The 2,511-nt window shown below is 30.5% G+C and carries 4 protein-coding genes; 3 read left to right on the forward strand and 1 reads right to left on the reverse strand.

The features are described from left to right. Together VNJ50_RS01625 and VNJ50_RS01630 are read left to right on the forward strand one after the other, a co-directional pair. A partial coding sequence (locus VNJ50_RS01625) for a TraX family protein (protein WP_325578422.1) occupies positions 1–380 on the forward strand: 380 nt, incomplete at its 5' end. A gap of 65 nt (positions 381–445) precedes the next feature. Beyond that, a complete protein-coding gene (locus VNJ50_RS01630; RefSeq protein WP_325578423.1) occupies positions 446–916 on the forward strand; it encodes a PH domain-containing protein in 471 nt (156 codons plus the stop codon). 172 nt (positions 917–1,088) lie between these two features. On the opposite strand, the gene VNJ50_RS01635 is transcribed toward VNJ50_RS01630, so the two are convergent. After that, the gene (locus VNJ50_RS01635; RefSeq protein ID WP_325578425.1) at positions 1,089–1,673 is read right to left on the reverse strand and encodes a hypothetical protein; all 585 of its coding nucleotides are present in this window, start codon (positions 1,671–1,673) and stop codon (positions 1,089–1,091) included. 284 nt (positions 1,674–1,957) lie between these two features. Here VNJ50_RS01635 and VNJ50_RS01640 point away from each other — a divergent pair, with 284 nt between their 5' ends. Then, on the forward strand, positions 1,958–2,461 hold the full coding sequence (locus tag VNJ50_RS01640; protein WP_325578427.1) for a hypothetical protein: 504 nt from the start codon (positions 1,958–1,960) through the stop codon (positions 2,459–2,461). Positions 2,462–2,511: the final 50 nt, after the last annotated feature.

Below are 2,511 nucleotides of genomic sequence, written 5' to 3' on the forward strand. Positions count from 1 at the left end.
AAAACATATTTTTCTTGCTCTTTTTAGCTGTATTAAGTTTAAAATATTATAAAAGGACAGGAAATATTTTTTATAAAATAATCATAATTTGCATTACTATGGCAGTGGCACATATTTTAAAATTAGATTATTCATGGTATGGCATTGCTGTAATTTACACATTTTATATACTTAAAAATTTAAATGCAAAATATTTTGCAACGGGAATTTTAAGCCTTTTGGGGAGTATAAAGATATTTGCCTTTCAGCTCTTTGCTCCCATTGGATTCATACCAATTCTTTTATATAACGGGAAAATTGGAAAACCTACTGGAAGGATCTATTACTCCTACTATGCTTTGCATTTATTGGTATTTGGTATGATAAAAGCCTACTTATAAAATGCAGAAAGAAAAACTCAAAGATTAATAAAATTCAAAAAATTATTATATTTAAACCCTATTTTATGGAAATGATTTTAAAACCATTTAGAAGTTTAAAAGAACTTCTCTCAAAAGTCGAGGAGAAAGATATTGACTATAAAGCAGAGGTTCATTGGATAGTGTATTTAATCCCAATTTTAATTATTCCTGTGGCATTAATTTTATCATTGGCATATTATACTTATACACTGATGTATATGTTTTATCCAACTTTTTTAATTCTTTTATGGCAGATAAGGAAGGTGCTTATTAATTTGAGCATAAATATATTCATTAAAGACAATCAACTTACTTTCAGAAAAGGCGTAATAAACAAAACAGTTTTTGATATTTCATTAAAGAAATATGAGGGCATTTATATTTCTCAAAACTTACTGGGAAGAATTTTAAATTATGGCACCCTTACGGTAAGTACAGGTGAGATTTCAGGAAGTTTTAAAATCAAAAAACCTAACGAATTAAGAAAAGTTATATTAGAAAAAACGCTTAATTAAATTGTATGTTTTTATTTATTCCGAAAATGGGAAGGCTACAAGAAAACTTGCTGATAAATTAAAACACATAAAACAATAAATCCATAGGAGCAGTAACAAATCGGTTCCGTTCAACAGCGTTTCATCTCTAGCCCTTCGGGCAAGACGAAAACTTAGTTATTATGTGATGTTTTTATTTTTCATTTAGTCTTTGTTCAATATATCTTACAAACTTTACATTAGGCAATTCTTCATCTTCTTTTTTTATCGCTAGTTGCATTCCGTAACTATAAAATTCTTCTCCTTGATATAATTGAACAATTAAATTTGTCCAATGACTTATAAAATATTGAGGGAATTTCAATTCTGTTCCTTTTACATTTTGGTTGTAATAAATGAGAATGTCTTCCCAATCATATTTTTCAATCTCTGTTTGAGTTGGTTTATGTTTCTTATTATTTTTAAATGCCGTTTTGAAACCTTGACCATTTTCATACCAAAAAATGTATTCAATTTCATTTGGCGAGGAACCATTGTCTGAAATTAGTTTTACAAGCATAACTGTATCAATTTCAGTTTCTCTTAAATTACAGGCAAAATTTTCAGCAAGTTTATCAATTTCTACAATTCCTGCACGATTAAAAACTCCATTGAATCCATTTTTTTTAAAATTGCAATTTCCATCTCCATATTTTTCAATTTCTCTCCATCTTTGTTCAGATTGTTCTTCAGAGCTTAAATTATTTTCTTGAGTTAAATAATTGCATTTTATTGGCACATAAAAAGAGTCTATTTTTAAAATAAATTTTCAGTAAATATACATCAAAGATTAAAAATAGGCAAAACGGTTGTAAATAAAGGCTTTACAGCCGTTTTATGATTTTTTGGTAATGAGGTAAAAAGCAGGAAAAAGCAACGATTGGCAAAAGTAAGGTTACTAAAACGTTACTTTTAAACATTTGAAGCGAAGTTTATAAACTGTTATTCTTCAGTGCTTTGCATTGTATTTCATATTGTTTCGTGGCTCACATAGGTTTAATTTTATCATTAAGAATTGTGAGTATGGAAACGACAAGCAACGAAATAGAATTTAGAAAACAATTGACCGAACACGGTATTAATACCGTTGTTCGCAGAAACGACAACGGACGGATTTACGGTATAACTTTTATCGACCACGAGAGCCGTAGTGTTTGGAACGGTTCAGCTTTAGACAGAAACCTATCAGCTAATGTATTCAACGATTGGTGGAACAACGGAAACAAACCCGAATTAAAAATACAGAACAGCCCTGTTTCCAAAACAAATACATTGGACGATTTGCCAACGAAAGACCTTTTTGAGTTTATTCCACAGGAGCATTCGACTAATTTCGATTTAGGATTATTCAGCTTGCTACCCGATGCACAGGGCGTGAATTACGAAGAAGAACAGTTTGCCAACCGGGTTGTAGTTGCAATCCTTCAGAACAGCATACGCATTTCCGTTGCTCACAATGCAAACGAACTTTTTGCCTTACAGATGCAGAAATTCCAAACATCAACATCCCTCAAAATTTTAAATTAGAAGGCATCAATTTGGTGCTCAAAGGACGGTGCGACAAATGCAATTAAAAT

It is taken from the genome of Gelidibacter sp. (assembly GCF_035577925.1).
Classification (GTDB): domain Bacteria; phylum Bacteroidota; class Bacteroidia; order Flavobacteriales; family Flavobacteriaceae; genus Gelidibacter.